This window comes from Pseudoalteromonas sp. 1_2015MBL_MicDiv (assembly GCF_002407505.1).
Classification (GTDB): Bacteria; Pseudomonadota; Gammaproteobacteria; order Enterobacterales; family Alteromonadaceae; genus Pseudoalteromonas; species Pseudoalteromonas fuliginea.
The window spans coordinates 3,018,613-3,036,966 of the sequence record NZ_CP012737.1 but is presented as its reverse complement, the minus strand read 5'-3'; the positions used below and the strand labels follow the sequence as shown (position 1 = coordinate 3,036,966).

16 protein-coding genes are annotated in these 18,354 nt (G+C 37.8%); 8 read left to right on the top strand and 8 right to left on the bottom strand.

Annotated elements, in window-relative coordinates:
* Positions 1–144: 144 nt before the first annotated feature.
* The gene (locus tag AOR04_RS13530; RefSeq protein WP_096794135.1) at positions 145–2,370 is read right to left on the bottom strand and encodes a S9 family peptidase; all 2,226 of its coding nucleotides are present in this window, start codon (positions 2,368–2,370) and stop codon (positions 145–147) included.
* 111 nt (positions 2,371–2,481) lie between these two features.
* Between AOR04_RS13530 and AOR04_RS13525 the strand changes: the two genes are divergently transcribed.
* A complete protein-coding gene (locus AOR04_RS13525) occupies positions 2,482–2,886 on the top strand; it encodes an HIT domain-containing protein (protein ID WP_007377028.1) in 405 nt (134 codons plus the stop codon).
* A 41-nt stretch (positions 2,887–2,927) separates the two neighbouring features.
* On the opposite strand, the gene AOR04_RS13520 is transcribed toward AOR04_RS13525, so the two are convergent.
* Positions 2,928–4,628 carry a dipeptidyl-peptidase 3 family protein gene (locus AOR04_RS13520; protein WP_096793641.1) on the bottom strand — a complete coding sequence of 567 codons (1,701 nt, stop codon included), beginning with the start codon at positions 4,626–4,628 and terminating at the stop codon, positions 2,928–2,930.
* Between the two features lie 300 nt (positions 4,629–4,928).
* On the opposite strand from AOR04_RS13520, the gene AOR04_RS13515 reads away from it, so the two are divergent.
* On the top strand, positions 4,929–5,768 hold the full coding sequence (locus AOR04_RS13515) for an HDOD domain-containing protein (RefSeq protein WP_007377026.1): 840 nt from the start codon (positions 4,929–4,931) through the stop codon (positions 5,766–5,768).
* A 435-nt stretch (positions 5,769–6,203) separates the two neighbouring features.
* Here the strand turns inward: AOR04_RS13515 and AOR04_RS13510 are convergent, their stop codons facing one another.
* Entirely contained in the window at positions 6,204–6,860 is a 657-nt protein-coding gene (locus AOR04_RS13510; RefSeq protein ID WP_002962665.1) for a Crp/Fnr family transcriptional regulator, read from the bottom strand.
* 287 nt (positions 6,861–7,147) lie between these two features.
* On the opposite strand from AOR04_RS13510, the gene AOR04_RS13505 reads away from it, so the two are divergent.
* Entirely contained in the window at positions 7,148–7,384 is a 237-nt protein-coding gene (locus AOR04_RS13505; protein WP_007377025.1) for a YgjV family protein, read from the top strand.
* 52 nt (positions 7,385–7,436) lie between these two features.
* Here the strand turns inward: AOR04_RS13505 and AOR04_RS13500 are convergent, their stop codons facing one another.
* The 5 genes from AOR04_RS13500 to AOR04_RS13480 all read right to left on the bottom strand — a co-directional run bounded on the left by AOR04_RS13500 (position 7,437) and on the right by AOR04_RS13480 (position 10,506).
* On the bottom strand, positions 7,437–9,113 hold the full coding sequence (locus AOR04_RS13500; protein ID WP_096793640.1) for an amidohydrolase: 1,677 nt from the start codon (positions 9,111–9,113) through the stop codon (positions 7,437–7,439).
* 134 nt (positions 9,114–9,247) lie between these two features.
* The gene (locus tag AOR04_RS13495) at positions 9,248–9,484 is read right to left on the bottom strand and encodes a calcium-binding protein (RefSeq protein WP_007377023.1); all 237 of its coding nucleotides are present in this window, start codon (positions 9,482–9,484) and stop codon (positions 9,248–9,250) included.
* A gap of 9 nt (positions 9,485–9,493) precedes the next feature.
* Complete coding sequence (locus tag AOR04_RS13490) at positions 9,494–9,730, bottom strand: EF-hand domain-containing protein (RefSeq protein WP_096793639.1); 237 nt, start codon at positions 9,728–9,730, stop codon at positions 9,494–9,496.
* A gap of 290 nt (positions 9,731–10,020) precedes the next feature.
* A complete protein-coding gene (locus tag AOR04_RS13485) occupies positions 10,021–10,248 on the bottom strand; it encodes a hypothetical protein (protein ID WP_007377022.1) in 228 nt (75 codons plus the stop codon).
* A 24-nt stretch (positions 10,249–10,272) separates the two neighbouring features.
* A complete protein-coding gene (locus AOR04_RS13480; protein WP_096793638.1) occupies positions 10,273–10,506 on the bottom strand; it encodes an EF-hand domain-containing protein in 234 nt (77 codons plus the stop codon).
* A gap of 331 nt (positions 10,507–10,837) precedes the next feature.
* On the opposite strand from AOR04_RS13480, the gene AOR04_RS13475 reads away from it, so the two are divergent.
* The 5 genes from AOR04_RS13475 to AOR04_RS13455 all read left to right on the top strand — a co-directional run bounded on the left by AOR04_RS13475 (position 10,838) and on the right by AOR04_RS13455 (position 18,337).
* Positions 10,838–12,295, top strand: coding sequence for a sensor histidine kinase (locus AOR04_RS13475; protein WP_096793637.1), 1,458 nt, complete (start codon positions 10,838–10,840; stop codon positions 12,293–12,295).
* A 1-nt stretch (position 12,296) separates the two neighbouring features.
* Positions 12,297–12,839, top strand: coding sequence for a hypothetical protein (locus AOR04_RS13470; RefSeq protein WP_007377018.1), 543 nt, complete (start codon positions 12,297–12,299; stop codon positions 12,837–12,839).
* A gap of 2 nt (positions 12,840–12,841) precedes the next feature.
* Positions 12,842–14,188 carry a sigma 54-interacting transcriptional regulator gene (locus AOR04_RS13465; RefSeq protein WP_096793636.1) on the top strand — a complete coding sequence of 449 codons (1,347 nt, stop codon included), beginning with the start codon at positions 12,842–12,844 and terminating at the stop codon, positions 14,186–14,188.
* Between the two features lie 10 nt (positions 14,189–14,198).
* Positions 14,199–14,699, top strand: a complete 501-nt coding sequence (locus AOR04_RS13460) for a DUF1543 domain-containing protein (protein ID WP_007377016.1) — start codon at positions 14,199–14,201, stop codon at positions 14,697–14,699.
* 602 nt (positions 14,700–15,301) lie between these two features.
* A complete protein-coding gene (locus tag AOR04_RS13455) occupies positions 15,302–18,337 on the top strand; it encodes a TonB-dependent receptor domain-containing protein (RefSeq protein ID WP_096793635.1) in 3,036 nt (1,011 codons plus the stop codon).
* The last annotated feature ends 17 nt before the right edge of the window (positions 18,338–18,354 follow it).

Genomic DNA, 18,354 nt, shown 5'->3' with positions numbered 1-18,354 from the left:
CATTTATCCTTTATGAGTTTGCACTATTAAGAGCTTAGAATAAGCGTAGCTAAAAAGTGTATTTAATCTAGGCTTAGCCGCTAATAAAACAAAAAAAGGCTGATTTTTCAATCAGCCTTTAGTCTACCTTTAATATTAACTCATCTATTTAACATCAAAATGACGATTAAAGAAGTTTGTTATGGTTTGATGTAAGTGTGTTTGCACTTGTTTCCCACGTAGGCTGTGTTTAGAGCCAGGGTAGGTCATCATTTCAAACTGTTTTTTGTTATCTTGAAGCTGTTTAAATAATTTAGTGGAATGCGTAAACAATACGTTGTCGTCAGCCATACCATGATAAATCATTAATGGGCCTTTTAAGCCATCTGCATATGGAAATACAGCGCTGTCTTCGTAGCCTTTAGCATTTGTATCGGGGTGACCTAAATAACGCTCTGTGTAATGTGTATCGTATAGAACCCAATCGGTTACTGGTGCACCTGATACGCCGGCTTGAAAGTAATCGCCCGCTTTAAACATAGTCATAAGCGCCATGTAGCCGCCGTAGCTGTGGCCATAAACACCAATGCGTTGTGGGTCTACGTAATCAAGGGTACGTAAAAACTCTACGCCTTTAATTTGATCGGCAACTTCTACCACACCTAAATGTTTATAAATAGCATCTTCAAACTTTTTACCACGGTTGTACGAACCACGGTTATCTAGTTGAAAAATGACGTAACCTTGTTGCGCCATGTACTGAAAGTACAAGTTTTTACTGCGCCAGCTATTCGTCACTCGTTGAGCATGCGGGCCGCCGTATACGTTAACAATAACAGGGTGCTTTTTGCCATCAGCAATGTTGCTAGGCTTAAATAAACGGTAATGCATAACTTGGCCATCTTGTGCTTTAATTGTGCCGTATTCTGGTTTTGTTAAGTCGCTTAAGTAAGGAGTAAGCGGATGGTTACTATCAAGCTTATTTTCTTCAAGCCAGGTAATAAATTCGCCGTTTACTTTACGAAGCGCTGCTGAGTTTGGTTTATTATCAGACGAGCTATTATCGATAAAGGTTTTATTGTCTTTTGCTAGCACAACATTATGGTACTGACCTTTTTCGGTAATACGTTTGGCATCGCCTTTTTTAAATAAAGGCGCGCTGTATAAGTGGCTTTCAAGCGGTGTATCTTTTCGGCCGGCAAAGTAAACAATGCCTTTTTTCTCATCAATGCCTTTTAAACTATCAACAGCCCAATCACCAGAGGTGATTTGACGAACAAGTTGACCGTTTGTGCGATACAGATATAAGTGTTTAAAACCGTCGCGCTCAGATGCCCATACAAAATGTTTTTTGTCTTTTAAAAACGCAAGATCAAAATGTAGGTTAATCCACGTTTCGCTGTTTTCGGTTAATGCTACTTTTTGGACTTTAGTTTCGCTGTTATAAAAACGCAGCTCTAATTTATGTTGCGAGCGATTTTGCCATTGGTACGACAGTGTATTACCGTCTTTTAGCCATTTAGCACGCGCGATATAAATGTCTTCATCTTTACCTAAATCAATCCAATCTACTTTTTGATCATTTAGTTTAACCACACCGAGTTGAATTTTTACGTTATCGGTACCTGTAAACGGGTAGCGCTGGTTAAATAATTTAACTTCGTCAGCGTAAATTTCGTTACGGATAGCTTCTTTTACAGGGGTTTCGTCAACGCGGGTATAGGCAATTTTAGACTCATCACCTGACCACCAGTAACCTGTCATGCGGCTCATTTCTTCTTGAGCTACAAATTCGGCCATGCCGTTTTTAATTACGCCGCCGCCATCTTTACTAAGCTGAATTTCTTTACCTGATTCAAGCTCTAAAGCGAATAGGTTTTGCTCTCGAATAAACGATACGTAGTTACCTTTAGGTGAAAAGCGTGCATCGGTTTCAAATGTTTCAGTGTCGGTTAGTTTTTTACTTTTAGCAGAGGCTAAATCGTAATAATAAAGGTCGCCGTTAAGTGGGAATAAAAGTGCTTTGCCATCTTTAGACCATTTGTATTCAAGTATGCCTTTACCAAAAATACGTTGGCGTTCGCGGCGTGCTTTTTCTTCATCTGATAGATTTTCTGGACCTGAAAATAACTTTGCCGAATCAACTAGCACACGATTGGTGTTATCTTTTAGGTTGTATTCCCATAAGTCGTAGCGATTGTAGTCATCGCTTTTACCTTGTAGGTAAGTTACACGGCTTCCGTCAGGCGAAAATTTAAGTTGCACAGGCGACTTACCCGACAAGCTTGGATCGTCAAAAATACGCTCCAGCGATAAAGGTTTTGCTTGAACAGCAAGGGTGCCAACCATTAATGGCAGGGCCAGTGAAAGATGTTTTATTTTTTTTAGCACAAGGTTGCCTTCGCTTTTATAAATATTGCTTTGAATGGTAAAGCCAAGCGTGTGCAACTGCAACTAAATGCTATAAAGTGGCAATTATTAAAGACAAAGTAGGACATAACAATGACTAACCCTGAATTTAAATTAGCGCCAGAGCTTAAACGCGACTGTATAGAACTTGCCGATTGGCCGTTGTGTAAAGTACTTTTATTGAACGACAGCTTGTATCCGTGGTTTGTATTAGTGCCTAGGCAGGCTAACTTAAAAGAGATAATTGATTTATCTGAGGATGATCAAATTGTTTATTTAAAAGAGTCAGCCAAGCTAAGTAAATTATTAATGGATGTATTTAAACCTGATAAATTAAACATAGCTGCTTTAGGTAATATGGTGCCGCAATTGCATATTCATCATATTGCGCGTTTTACGAGTGATGCTGCATGGCCTGCGCCAATTTGGGGTAAGCACCCAGCAGTGCCTTATACAGATCTACAAATCACAGAGCTAAAAAAAGCGCTGCAGTTTTAAGCTGCAACGCTTTTTTAGGGTTTAACTAAGTTTAACTAAACTTATTTAAGCCCTAGTACTTCCCTACCTTGCTTAAATGTTACATCTACAGGGATATTAGCTTTACTTAGTTTTTCTAAGTCTTTAGCAAGTTCTTCTTTAATGTCGCCATGCGTTGCAATTAGTTGATCTACTTTTTCATAATCGCCATCACCTTGTAAGGTTAAAATTAAGCGAGAAAGCTTGGCCATTGCAATGCTCATTTTTTCCATATTAACGCGGTATAAGCCTGCTCCATTTTTAGAAAAAGCACCTTCTTGAGCAAAAAAGTTAAAGCGGATCATATTTGCTTTACCATGCGCGCTTGATGCTCCAAAACGAACTGAGCGGAATATACCTGCCATGAAGGTCGTGTAATAATCTTCAATAGTGCCTTCAGTAATTTCGCCTTTTTTAAGTAACTGTTCAATCATGTATAGACCTAAAATATCGGCTTTACCTTCTTCAAGTGCACTTGCGTGTTCTTGTAATGATTGACGAACAGTACCTTTACCTGTGATTGTATTTTTAATACCTAAACCGTGAGCCACTTCATGGAACATAGTGTTGGCAAAAAATGCATCAAAAGTAATGTGTTTACGCTGCTCTGGTACAATTAGCTGCTCTGAAATTGGCACTAAAATTTTATCAAATTTAGCACGCATCGCATTTTTAAGTTGTAGACGACGAGTTCCTTTTTCTAGCTGCACTTGTTCATCGTTTGGTAAGTTAATTGCGATTGTTTTACTGCCTGCATTTGAATGCCCAGCGTAGTAAACAACATCATATGCATTTAGGTCGGCGTCAGAGCCTGGTACTTCTTGTTTGTACTTAGCATCAACGGGTAAGTCTTTTTGAAGCTCAGGTAAAAATGCTGCAAATTTAGCTAGGCGTTCACTCCATTTTAAATCTTTAATAAGTACGTAAGATTCATAAGCAGCGCGGTAACCAAATAACTGATCTTCATAAGTTTCTATAGGACCAATAACCACATCAATAGGGTTATTTTTCATGTCCATCCATGCAAAGTCAGAGACTTGGAAGTCATCTTTTTGCAGAGCATCAGCGCGTAGGTTTAAGTAACTAGCAAATTCTTTGTCATCGGCGAGCTTACTGGCTTCGCGCAAAAGATCAGCTGCTTTTGCAAGTTCTGCAGCGTATTCTTTTGAGTAGGGTACGCTATAAAGCTTACCTTGCTCGTCACGCTTAATTACAGAATAAAGCCCTGTTTTGTCTTTTACGTCTGCATTATTTAATTCTTCTTTGGTTATGTCAGCAGGGTAAAACTGTGCACCAAGTGGCTTTTCTTTATAGCTGGATAAAAATGCTTTATCGCCATTTAAACGATCCCATGGGCCATAGTTTATATCGGCAAATTGACGTACTTTTTCGTCACTTAGCTTTGCTAAAAAAGCATCTTTATTATCACCAAATGCTTGTTTCCAAAATAACTCATCCATTACTTTTGAAGCGTCAATAAGCTTTGCTACCATCGCTCGTTGGTTGTCGCTCAGGTGTGATAAATCACTTTGCAGACTAAAGTCGGTGTAAATATCTAAACGTTGTTTATCTGCATTAATAAGCTTAGGACCTGATTGTGCACTGCTTTTTTGAGCAAGCTCTACGGCTGTGTTGTCGGTAGAAGACGGCGCTTGTTCAGAACATGCACTAAGAAAAACGACACCAGAGAGCATAATTGCTTGGCTAATTTTATTTAAGATCATTATGTTGCCTGTTTGAAAAGTAAGTTTAATAATTTTTATGCACCAGCTAAGTAGCTAAATACATATAAACGTTTGCTTATAGTGACTGCATTAAAGCAAAACTAAATGGTAAATAGCAAGTGTTAGGCGTTGTAAGACAAGCCCTTGCGATAAAAGACATAGAATAAGGAATAAACTTCTATAATTTTCTTAACTTTAACGGTAAGTTAGACAATACTAATTGTACTATGAAAATTACAAAAATTAATTGTCGAAGTTTGCAGTTGCATTGCAATCGAAGAACAAAAGGATGAAAGATCTATGTCTACAGAAAATGCATTATTAACAATTTTAGTCGATAGAATAAATAACGATACACTCGTTTTACCTACATTACCTGAAGTTGCTGTAAAGGTTCGCCAAGCTGCTGATAACTCTGATGTCAATTTGATGCAAATGGCAGATGTGATATCACAAGACCCCGCGCTTTCTGCTCGTATGATAAAAGTAGCTAATAGTGCGATTATGGGGCGCTCTGTAAAAGTATCCAATTTACAACAAGCAGTGACACGTATTGGACTTCGTCAAATTAAAAATATTGCAACAGCAATGGCTATGGAGCAATTATTTGTATCTAATAACGAGATAATTAAAGGCTACATGGGCAAAGCTTGGCAAAAAACATTAACGGTTGCGAGTCATTCGATAACACTCATGGAGTTTTACTTAAAAAATAATAAACATACTTCATTAAATCGCGATTCAATCACTCTAGCTGCATTGGTTTATAACATTGGTGTGTTACCTATTTTAACTGAAGCTGAGCGTCATCCTGAAGTATTTGCTAACCCGAGCTTTTTAGCTCATGCAATTCAAAAGCTTAGTGGGAAAATTGGTTCTTCTATCATGCGTGCTTGGGAGTTTCCTGAAGAATTTTCTAATGTCGCTTTAAGTTGGGCTGATCCGAGTTATAAGTTAGAACAAATAAGTTATGTCGATTTCATTCGTATTGGCGCTATTTTAGAGGGAACACTCCAGGTTTCTGATAAGTCAGCTGCTTTACAAGTGTATATAGAAAAAGGGGTTATCCCTTCCATGGATCTGTTCTCGAGTGATGAATACAACGATATGCTTGACGATGTGAAAGACATGTTTAGCTAAAGTAAGTAATACCAGTCCGTTTAGATTATTTAAAGGTTTATACGGATTGGTATTAATGTTGACTATTAAAACACGATTTAATTGCAATGCTGTTTAAGGTATACAGTGGAGCAATTTTTTGAAATATTTAAATAACCTGAACTCTGGATAATAAATCCATCTCGAGCAGCAATTTTTAGTGCTAACTGCGTTGAATTTACTTGTAATAGGCCAGTTATCGACAGTATTTTCTTATCTCAAAATCGATCTCTTAATTAAGCGAATTGGGGGGTTATTTGCTGTACAAGCACGTACATTCTAACATTGTCAGATTAAAAATCTGATAATCGCGACTCATATCAAATTTTTAACTGAATGTTGTAAGGTCTTAAATAGCTTTTTTATGGATAACGTTTTACTAATTATTTAACCAGCCAAGCCAATTAATCAAAAACCTTAAAGCTGAGCAAAGCTGTCTACGTATTCACTTAGTTTGGGTATATCAACCGCTTGCAAACCATCGTTACTTCTAAGCACTAAGCCTTTTTCTACAAGTTCTGTAACAACCCGTCTGTAAGCTCTCTCAGTTGTTGCAAAACGTTCGGCTTCTGCATTTACCGTAGGGTAAGCTCTAAGCAGTGTAGGGTTGTTGTTTTCGGCTCTTAGTAAACAATCTTTAGCTATGTTGTAGCTTAGCGGTAGTAATAGCTTATCTAGATTGATTTTTTGATTTTCTTGAAATTTAGCCGCTATAGTCTGCGCTGTGTATAAACTCAGTTCTGGTTTTTCAAGCAGCAGTGCGCGCCAATGCCTTAATTCAATAAGGTTATAGGTTACATCACTAAAACACGTGACCGTATAAATACACGGATTATTATTTAGCGCTTCTATTTCACCAATAAGGGTGTTGTTACAATCCAATTGTCCTAACAGCAGGCGTCGTCCATTTCCTACATCGTAACTAAACGACACAGTGCCACTGCGTACAAGCACAAGCTTGCTTAAAGGCTGATCTTGATGGATCAGAACTTCTTTTTTTGATTGTTGATAGCTACTACCGGCAAAGGTTAAAAGCTGATCAACAAGGTAACTAGAAAAATGGTATTGAAACATCAATGTGCTCTTCGGACATTTGTCCTATTTATTACATCTTAATGACGATAGCATTAAGACACTAAGAATTTACGCTAACTTGCTACTAATACTATTAGCTTTGCTAAGAGTATTATTTTACCTTCATTTCCCGTGTAATGATTTAAGAAGTTGCTGGTATTTTCCGGCAAACTTTTTCAGGTTTTTTAAGCAAGTTAGCTTTTTTATTTTGTTGTTACTTTGCAATACTTATAAATGTCATAAGCTAGCAGTAGTGTAATGCTAACCTAAAGGCTGGGAGAGAACAATTGAGTTGGGAATATTTAGGTTATATTGCGTCAGCTTTATTGGTTGCATCGTTAACAATGACTGATGTAGTAAAACTACGCTGGTACAACATGTTTGGTTGTATTGTATTTACTGCATATGGTGTTGCCATTGGTGCAGTACCTGTGATTTTTACCAACGGCTTATTGTCGCTCGTAAATTTATATCACATTATAAAAATATATCGTCAGCCAAAAGTTGAAGCGCCTAAAAGCTAAAATACTACGCTGTAACTATAAAGGGTTAACTTGCGTTAACCCTTTATAGGTTTTATTTATCGATAATATTTTTTTCTTTTTCGTACCGTTTTATTCCTGCTATCCATGTTTGCAACACATTCGTTTCATAAATCTCATCAACAGGTATTTTAAAGTAATCTTTGTCTATTAAAATAAAGTCAGCCCATTTACCTTGTTCTAAGCTACCAATTTTAAACTCTTGATGTGCGGCATACGCACCGCCTAAAGTAAATGCACGTAATGCATCTTCTCTACTTAATACTTCACTTGCACGCCAACCATTTTTAGGTAATTGATTGTGGTCCATGCGTGTAATGGCTGAATATAACCCATAGAATGGATTAGCGAGTTCTACAGGGTAGTCCGACCCAGCCGCAATAATAGATCCTTGCTGTAAAAAAGATTGCCAAGCGTAGGCACCGCTTAGTTGTTTTTCAGTTAAGCGTTGCTCTGCCATATGCATATCTGATGTAGCATGCACTGGTTGCATTGATGGGATTATCTTTAACTTTTTAAAGCGAGGAATGTCTTCAAGCGTTACAATTTGCGCATGTTCTATACGGTTACGAAGCAATATCCCTCCCGTTTTTTTAAACACCTTCTCATAAGCATCAAGTACCACTTTATTTGCTTTATCGCCAATAGCATGGGTGTGAGCGCTAAAACCGCGCTTAAAGCTTTGCGTAAAGAGTGCTTCGAGTTTTTCTTGTGTCTCTAGCATTAATCCATGATGGCCTGTACGGTCTGCATAATCTTCAATAAGAGCTGCGCCACGAGATCCAAGTGCACCATCGGCGTATACTTTAACACTGCGGATTGACATGAAACTGTTTGCGTCTTGGTATCGCCCTGCTTTAAGCATTGTGTTTAAGTCGGGGCTAGCACCACTTAACATGGCCACAATACGCACAGGTAAATTTCCTAGTTCACTGCGTTCTTTGTAAACTTCCCACGTTGCTTTATCAATGCCAGCATCATGGGTAGAGGTAATACCTAAACTTAATAAATGTTTACCTGCTGCATCTAGTGAGTCGCTTATATCTTGCTTGGAAGCTTCTGGCATATGCTGGGTAATTAGCGATTCTGCTTTATCTACAAATATGCCGGTAGGGTTGCCAAATTCGTCTTTAATTATTTCACCGCCTTCAGGTGCTTTTGTTTGGGCGGTAATACCTGCAAGTTCGAGCGCTTTTGAATTTGCCCAAATAGCGTGGCTATCTACACGTGAAAGCACAACTGGACGATCATTAACTACTTTGTCTAAATCTTTAGCTGTTGGGAAGCGGGTATCAGCCCAAAGCTCTTGGTTCCAACCTCGCCCTATAATCCAACCTTGTTTGTTATTGGCAAATATTTTTAGTTTATTTGTGACTTCATCAACCGATTTTGCACCACGTACATCAAGCTGCGATAAGTTATCTCCCAGGCCAATAACATGGCCATGAGCATCAATTAAGCCTGGTAATAAGGTGCTACCTTGTACATCAATGAGCTTGGCGTCTGGGTAGCTATCTTTAAGTGTATCGCTACCTAGTTTTACTACCTTGCCATCTTTAATGACAAGGGTAGAAAACTGCTGTACTTCGCCTTTGTATAAAGGGGTGTAACCATTGGCGTTATAAATTACTTTTGTTTGTGCAAGAGTGTAGCTAGAACTTGCGCAAAGGCTGGCTAGTATGAGTGGTTTGATTAGTTTTTTGAGTAGCATAAGGCATTATTTTTTTATTGTTAGTGAATCAACACTAACAAAATCATTTTTATAATACCAATATGATGAGATGGTTGGGGGACGAAGTAAACTAAAGCTAGTTAGTGATACCTACATAGCTTAAGAGTTAACAATTATTTACTCGCGTATAAACCGTATTCATTTAATGTTAGCTTACCATCTTTATCTTGATCATAGCTTGAAAATCGAGACCAAAGAGCAGGGTCTATTGATGCTTCGCCACGTGTTAAAAAGCCATCTTGGTTTCTATCAAATTTATTAAATTGTTCAACAATATTATTGCTTGCGGCAAAACTTAGAGTGCAAAAAGTGCTGAATGCAAAAAGTGCCATATAGCGTATTTTTTTCATAGGAAATACTCAGTAGAGGTTATTGGTTAGATAATTTTTAAATTCGATTAATGAAATTTGGTTATCTTGATCTTTATCCCATATCAAAAATGTGCTCAATAATTGTGGTTGAGGTTCAAGTTCGTCGTGGGTTAAATAACCATTTTTGTTAGTATCGAGATGGGAAAAGCATTGCTTAACATCAAGTGCTAGGGCGTCAAAGCTTGATAGTATTAAGGTGCTTGTAACAAAGGAAAGTATCTTCATGGTATTTCTTCCAAAAGATTATTTAACCTGTAATCTGGTTGAGAAGTTAGCTAACACATCTGGCCTATTACGAGTAAATTCAACGCAGTCAGCGCTGGGAATAGCTGCTTGAGATAGATTTATTAACCAGAGTTCAGGTTATTTAGGTTATAAACAATTTAGTAGAAGCGGGGAAAGCACTTGCCATAATTTAAATCCCAACATTAAATCCTTTTACACACTCCCTCAGGGATTATGGCAAATGCTTTAGTTCACTCTACTAGATAAAAGCTTAAGCAAAACTTAACTTGTTAAGGCTTAAAGCTTTTAAACTCTGTCTTAGAAATCACTTCATCATCGTTTTCGTCTAAATCGGTAAATTGCTTCATTACTTCTTTGTCTTGCTTGGCTTCAATAATTGATATTTGTCCGTCCATGTCTTTATCTAGGTGGGCAAAACGCACATTTGTTGGCGATGCAATTACGGTGGCACTAATTGCTAAAAACATTAATGAAAAAGCGGCGATAAGTTGTTTCATAATCACGTTCCTTATTAAATGAGTTTATTGAATAAATTTTTTGAATTCATCTAGCGACAATTGCCCATCTTGATTTGTATCAATTTGAGAAAAATTCTCGTGTAACACAGCATCTTCACCTGCTTCGGCTTCACTTAATGTCCCGTTGCTGTCTTTATCAAGTTCGTTAAAAGTCGCTTGAACGTCCATTGCGTGTGCATTAGCGCCGAAAAAGCCTAAAGCCAGTAATGATGAAATTACTAAAATGCGTTTGTTCATAATTATTTCCTTATTGATTAAAGTTATTCCTCCTATTACAAAAATGGTGCCAATAATAATTATTGTTATTTTTCAATTGGTTATTATTTTTGCTTTAAGCCAGTGAGAAGTTTTTACTGGGTTTATTGTAATTTTTGTGCGCCTTTTGCAACATTATTTGGTGGGGGTGAAAGGGAGTTTATTAAAATCAACGAGTTACGTTGTCTCTATTTGGCGACACATTGTTTTTGTAGCGCTGGCTGTTAATCGTATTAAATATAATTGCTGGTTCAGCTAGTGTATAAGGTAAGCACTTAATAATAGAACGCTTAACTTAAAAGGACTAAACGAAATGCCAGCAACCATAGCTAAAAAATACCAAGCAATGCTTAACTGGCGGCCTAATTTAATTGGGCAATTTGCAATGAGTATGCTGCTTTCGTTACTCCCGCTTTCTATAGTGGTGATTGTATTTTTAAATGCGCTTAACAAGCAATTAGCGGTTACTCAAAGTATCGTGAGTAACAACTATCAAGTTACCAAATCGTTTAATACTCTAAAACAAGAGCTCAACAGCCTTGAGCGCGCCACTAGGCAAAACTGGGTATTAAAAAGTGAATCGCTTGATAAGCTCATTGTCGATAAATGGCAATCATCCCTACAAAGCATTGATGAACTCAAATTTGTAAACACGAATAAAGAGTATATTCACCAATGGCAACGCTTATATACCACCTTACAAACCGCGCATGTAAAACTCGTTGAGCAAAAACAACAACAAGCTGAGCTATTTGTGCCAGTGAGCGATTTAGTTGCTGAGCTTACTTTATGGTTACGTGATAAAAACGAAGCGCAAATTACCAATAACCAAAATGAGCTTACAAGCTTACAAACTTCATTTATAAACTGGCTGGTGGCACTTATTCCGCTTACTTTAATTGTTGGTGGTGGTTTTTTATGGCGTATAAGTGGGCGACTAAAAGGGTTAACTACGGTTATTGATAAGCTAGGGCAGGGGCATTGGCAGCAAAAAATATCTGTGAAAGGTTCAGCTGAGCTTGTTGAGCTAGGAGAAAAGCTCCAATGGGTGCAAGAGCAACTTCATATGCTTGAGCAGCAAAAAGATACTTTTTTACGCCATGTTACCCATGAGCTAAAAACGCCGCTTGCTTCAATGGTTGAAGGCACTGACTTATTAACTGATGAAATAGTAGGCCCAATTACCGCTGAGCAAAAAGCAGTGCTTGAGCTTATTAGCCAATCTATGGTGCGCCTTCGCACAATGATTGACAGCCTGCTGAGTTATAATGCGATTCGCACCAGTAAAGACAGCTTAAGCGAAGTTGAATTTAGTCTTCTTATTAATAAAATTAATAGCCATTTTGAGCATCGCTTAAGTGCGCGTGAGCAAGCTCTGCAGTGGCAAAACACTTTACCTAACAAACCGCTTGCTTTACCTAGTGAGCTTATTGAGATGATTTTAATTCAGCTTATTTCAAATGGCTTAAAATTTTCAGATAATAAGCAAAGCGTTACTATTAATTTAGCGCTTGAGCAAAACCAGCTTTGTATCGTTGTACTTGATAAAGGGTGCGGTATTAAAGAGCAAGAAAAAACTCAAATTTTCAGCGCATTTTATCAAGGTAAACACAGTAAAAATGTTACGCTGCAAGGCAGTGGGCTGGGCTTAACTATTGTAAAAGAGTCTGTTGAACAGCTAAGAGGTACACTTACTGTTGAGCATAACGAGCCACATGGTTGCCGGTTTTCAATTAAAATTCCCATAACAAAAAGTCTAGGAGTTAATTAACATGCGCTTGCGTTTAATCGCTATTTTATGTGTGCTTAGTAGCATGGTTATATCAGGTTGTGAAATTAATAATGGGCAAAAAGAGCGTGTGTCAATTACACCTGCACCTGTGGTCGATACAAAAAAAACGAACGACAAAAACAGTAACCCTAGTCCAAAACCTAGACCAAAAATTGAACCAAGCTATCCTCCTGCAGAGCAAGTTATTGCATGGCACGCTAATCAGTGTGGCGGATTTAAATTGGTACCTAACAAAGATGTTTTTACAGGTGAAAACGAGCTTAAACGCTTTTTTAAATTTATGTGCTTAAACATAAATGATGATCCAAATACGGTAATGACTAAGTTGCTAAAACTCGATCTTGCTTACTTTTGGCCTGATGACATAAAGCAATATTTATGGCTTCAAAAGCAGCAAGTAACTATGCAAATAAATGCTAAAAAAGAGCAGCAAGCACTTAATAATAAAATGCAAGAAACCCTCTCATCGTTAGCTACGATTGAGCAGCAACTTTTACTACGAGAAGAAACGAAGGAGCAGTAACGATGGCAGCAACTAAAGTGCAAAGTGCAAAAGTATTACTCGTTGACGACGACGCTAGCTTATTAAAACTGCTCGCTATTCGTATTGAATCAAAAGGATACGAAGTGACAACCTGTGAAAACGGCTTAACCGCACTACAAATACTTAAAAGCCAAGTGTTTGATGCCGTAATAACCGACTTACGCATGGATGAAATGGATGGTATGGCACTGCATCGTCAGCTGCAAAACCGCTACCCAGCATTACCTGTCATTATGATGACAGCGCATGGCTCAATTCCTGATGCAGTAGAGGCAACTAAGCAGGGCATTTTTGCATTCATAACTAAACCTGTAGATAAAGATGAGCTATTTGACAGCCTTGCTAAAGCAATTGAAATTCACGGTGTTAACGCTGATGAAGCTGCACCTAAAAGTAATATAGTTACGCGCAGTGGTGCAATGCTGCACTTGTTAGAGCAAGTAAAATTACTTGGGCCAACGCAAGTTAATGTACTTATTTCGGGGGCTAGTGGTACTGGTAAAGAGTTACTCGCACAGGCGATTCATCAGCATAGTCATGTAAGCGGTGGCCCTTTTGTTGCAATTAACTGTGGCGCTGTACCAGGGGAGCTTTTAGAGTCCGAATTATTTGGTCATAAAAAAGGCTCGTTTACGGGGGCAATTAAAGATCACCAAGGCTTGTTTCAACAAGCACAGGGTGGCACGTTATTTTTAGACGAAATAGGCGATATGCCGCTTAACTTGCAGGTTAAGTTACTGCGCGTATTACAAGAAAAAACAATTCGCCCAGTAGGTTTTCAAGAAGAGATAGCAATAGATGTGCGTATTGTATCGGCAACACACAAAAATCTTCCTGAAGCTATTTTAAACCAGCAATTTAGGGAAGATTTATACTATCGTTTAAACGTAGTTAATTTAAAATTACCGCCACTGTGTGAACGCCGCGAAGATATAAGCTTATTAGCACAACATTTTAGTGCAAGCATTGCTAAGCGCATGAACCAAAATGAAAAACACTTTGCAAGCGATGCTATGCATGCACTTGTACGTTACGATTGGCCAGGTAATATCCGCCAATTGCAAAACGTAGTAGAGCAGGTTGTAGCATTAACGCCAAGCGATGTTATTTCAGAGCACTTAGTGTTAGCTGCGCTAAATAGTAATGAAAAAAACGTAGAACCATTATCACTAAACGACGCTAAAAAAGAGTTTGAGCGCGACTATGTAATTAACACTTTAAAAATGGCTGGTGGTAACGTAGCTGAAGGCGCTAAGTTTGCCAAACGTAACCGTTCAGACTTTTATAAACTGATTAAAAAACATAATATTGATGTAGATAATTTATAAAGAGAAGCAAATGCAGTTATTTATGGTGTATTTAGGGGGGCGAATTCAGGGTTGCCATATAGAAATGCATGATATTCGTTTTGTTGTAGGGGAGAATATAGAACAAACCTACTCAAAGTTAAAAAGCCAGTGGGTAGGCGACAGAAGTAATGTTCACATGGATAGCTACATGGCAATTAATCATATAGATGGTTTTAAAGTAGAAGTAGTCGAGAGCTATGTGGAGCAAAATAAACAACTCTATTTTGTAAATTTAGGCGCTTACCGAAGTGATTCTATGGCTGAGCAACACGACTTTGCACTGTATGTTGCAAGCAGTAGCCATGAAGCTAAAGAGCGTGCTAAAAACGATTTACTTGCAGGGCTTAGCCATATTCATAAAGATGATTTACATGATGTAGACGATTGCTTTGCCATTGATTTACTCGACAGCCAATTGAATATAAAGTTAACCCCCAGCGGTGAAGCACAAACCATAAAGCCAGATTGGTTTGGCTACCATATATTGTAATGACTTATGAGTATCGGAGCAGCTTGTTATTAACGCTGCTTTTTTTGTGAGATTAAAGCGACATAAAGACATGTTTTGCTAAAAGCAAAGCAATGAAACTAACTTTTAATGACACCTATATTGCAACATTTCTCCTTCCGCACGATATTTATATCTTTCAAAAGCTAATAATTAATTGTATCTGCCTGATGTGGGTACTCTTTTATTTTTGCATGATCCAAGTTGTAAAAATACATAGAAAAAGTGCAATCACTCTTAAAGTTCATCATCAACCTCACCTAATTAGATGCCAATAATCTGTGGCAAAGTAAAAAGCGTGCCACCTAATAAAGCGCGCCATACATACGGTTAGAAAACAGTGTGTTTCAATGAAAGCTAACTACGGTATGTGATTGCATGCTTTATGTAATATTTTAAGTTATTGTTTTTAAATGAATAGACTTTAAAAAGATATAAAGAAGTGACATAAAGGAGATTAAGGTGATTGCTATTTAATTAACATTTATTTAATTATAAGTAACAAATAAAATAATTAATAAATTGAACTGTTTTAACTTAAAAATAATGACATAAATATTAAAAACATTCATAAAGGGAAGCGTGTGAACACTTTATCAACAAGAAAATGCCTATTAGTAATCGCGATCACTGCAAGTTTTTCTCAGCAAGTGATAGCACAAGAAAATATTGATGTTGGACCACAAACAAATACAACGTTAGCTAAAAAAGTGGCCAAAACCAAAGAAAAAGTAGAAAAAATTGTTATAACAGGATCTCGTTTAAGACGTGATAGTTTTAGTGTTCCTACACCACTAGTTGTTATGACTCGTGAAGATATTGCTGATACAGGTGTGGGATCGTTAGCTGATATTTTAGTTGATGGTATTCCTTCATTAACTGAAGATATTAGTAATACTAATAGTCAGTCATTAGTTTCGGGTACCGGGCTTTCTACCGTTAATTTACGCGGTTTGGGTGCTAGTAGGACGTTAACATTGATTGATGGGCGTCGTGTTGTTTCAAATAGTTACAGTGGTAATAAAGTAAGTTTAAGTACGATCCCTAGTGGTATGGTGCAGCGCGTTGAAGTTATTACCGGTGGCGCATCTGCAACTTATGGTGCAGATGCGGTATCAGGTGTGGTTAATATAATTACGCAAACTGATAAAGAAGGCTTTAGTTTAAGCGGTCGAACAGGGGAGTCGTTTGAAGGCGGTGCAAAAGAATTCACGATTGATATGGATTACGGTACTTCATTTGATGATGATAAAGGTTACGTCTTTGTTAGCTCTAGTTGGGACCGTGAATTTGGATTAAGTTACTCAGATAGAAAACGTGCCCAATTAGAAGATGTTCATGGCTACGACAGCTCGCTTATGTGTAACACAATGCAAAATGCAGATGGCGATGATGTATGTATGCGTGATCAAACACCCGCCGATTGGGCAAGCAAAAGTGATGGAACTCTAGGAGGCGTATTTTTAGAGTCTAGTAATAATGACACTCAATTTTGGTACGATGGGCAAACGTTACGTGATGATTGGAAAGGTAACGAAGAGCGTTACGGTATTAATTCAAATGAGTATGTTGCGCTCAAAATACCAAATGATAAATTTAGCACTGCCGTAAAACTTAATTACGATATTAACGACTCACTAACAGCATATGCTCAAGTTCAGTTAAGCCTTACTAGTTCTTTCAATAATAAGTCACCAGAAGACGATTATGAAAGTGCCTATGTACCAACTTTTGATGCAGAAACTGGCGATGCTTTAGATGATATTCGACCTGGATATATTCCAATAGATAACCCTTATGTTCCCCAGGAGATGATTGATACTAACCCATATAAAGATCGTATTTATTGGGATAGACGTTTTGGTGAAGTAGGTAATATTACAACCGAAAATAATCGTACAACCCTTCGTACTTGGGCTGGTTTACAGGGAACCGCTTTTAATGATGAGTGGGAATGGGATATGTCGGTAGGCTTTGGTAAATTTCATCAAGAACAGCATCGTAATAACGAACTAAATATAGTCAAAGTAAACCAAGCTTTGCAAGCAGAGCAACTCGAAGATGGTACTATTCAATGTAAAGATGAGCAAGCACGTGCAGATGGTTGTGTTGCATTAAATATATTTGGCGAAGGTTCAATTACACCAGAAATGGCCGATTGGATACGCAGTAGTCCAACAATTAATACCTATATTGAGCAATATAATCTTTTAGGTTACATGACAGGGGATTTATTTAAGCTACCAGCGGGTAATGTATCAGCTGTATTTGGAGGTGAGTACCGCAAAGACACTGTTGATTTACAAACCAGCGAAGAGCTAAAAGTGGGGGGGATCACTTGGAATACAATTCCTGAGTTTAATGAATCAATGGATGTGTTTGAAATATTTAGTGAATTTAGTATACCGCTACTCAAAGAAGTAACTTTTGCTAAGTCACTTTCAGTCGAAACGTCATTACGGTTAGCACAATACAGCGTCGATAGTTTAGACAACGTAGCCAGTTATAAGCTTGGTTTTATGTGGATACCCGTTGAAGGTTATGGCATTAGAGCTAACTATTCACGTTCACAGCGTGCGCCAAGTATCAGTGATCTTTATTCACCTCCTCGAGGTGACTTTGATAGCTTTGATGACATATGCGAAGGTGTAACAGCTACCTCAACAGAAGTTGGCCATGCAAATTGTCGATTAGATCCAACTCTTGCTACTTTAATCTCTGAGGATGAAGCATTTGAGTTGGCAGATGAGAACAATAGTTACTCTCCAAATGCAGGTAATTCAAATGTAAATGTTGAGACATCAGATTCTTACACGTTTGGAATCACAATGGCGCCTGACTTTTTAATAGGCTTCAACCTCGCGATAGATTACTACGACATTTCAATTGAAGATGCGCTTGGAGAAATCCCTAACGAAGAAATATTAGAGCAATGCTATAACTCAAGCCTAAGTTATGGCACCGACAATGCATTTTGTAACGATATTACACGAAACAGTGAAGGCCAGATAACTAAAATTATCCAACGTGTATATAACTTAAACGAAGAAAGTGCGCGTGGGGTTGATATAACATTTTCACAAAAAATTGATCTAAATGATTACGGTTCTTTAACACTAAAAGGTGATTTTAATCACGTTATTGAGCAATCAACGACTTATGAAGGTAACGATGGTTTAGAGACCTTAAATTATGCAGGTTATTATACATCTCAAGATAAAGGTTCGGTTTCACTTCGATGGAAGCTTGATGAGTTAAGTGTACGCTGGAAAGTTAAATACTTGGGGGGATTCAAAGATGAGCTAGAGACTGATGAAGATGTTAGCGATTATCTGGATGCTGTAGCTGATAATAAGGTCCTTTGTAATACGGGTGATAGCGGGTGTATTGAAAACCCAGAGCCATTGTACTTCCAAAATTACGGAACCTACCTAAGACACGATATTTCAGCCTCGTATTCAATGAAAATGGATAAAAACTCTCGTTTGAAAATATCAGGCGGTATCAATAATATATTTGATAATAACGGTTTGTTCCACAAAAGCACTGGTAACTACTACAGTGGTTACGGTGGTGGTGTTGGTCGATTTGGTTTTATAAAAGCTGAATATTCATTTTAATCGACGATAGCTTTATT